At 64.8% G+C, this 369-nt stretch carries 1 protein-coding gene; it reads right to left on the bottom strand.

Annotated elements, in window-relative coordinates; all coding sequences use genetic code 11:
- Positions 1 to 168 precede the first annotated feature (168 nt).
- Positions 169 to 369 (bottom strand): hypothetical protein (locus tag CYJ76_RS12980; protein WP_238138238.1); only part of this gene is annotated, 201 nt, incomplete at its 5' end.

The raw sequence follows: 369 nt of genomic DNA, 5'->3' as shown, positions 1-369 counted from the left end.
CTCTCGAGGAAGGTTTGCAGCATCACTGCACGCGACCAACCATCGACCAGAACCAGGTGGTAGGTAAGAAGCAGCGTGTCGCCAGGCTGTCCGTCACTTCGGCCGGTGACGATGGTTGCCTTCGCCAGCGGCACGGATGCGAGATCGATGCCCGCGCTGCGATCAGCGTCACACATCGGCCTCCACCAGGTAATCCGTCCACTGGCAGGCGGCATCGCCCGGCGCGTGGAGGACAGCGCCAGTCTCTCCCCGTCCGAGGTAGTTGACCAGGATCTGTGCCCCATGGGCCAGGGTTCGCTGCCCTTGCGGGTGTGTGTATCGCAGTGCCTGATAAGTGCGGCGGTCCGGGGCTGTGCCGTCCTCGTGGAG

Origin of the sequence: Kytococcus schroeteri (assembly GCF_002847825.1) — a bacterium.
Taxonomy (GTDB): domain Bacteria; phylum Actinomycetota; class Actinomycetes; order Actinomycetales; family Dermatophilaceae; genus Kytococcus; species Kytococcus schroeteri.
This window is presented reverse-complemented; position numbering and strand designations above follow the sequence as displayed.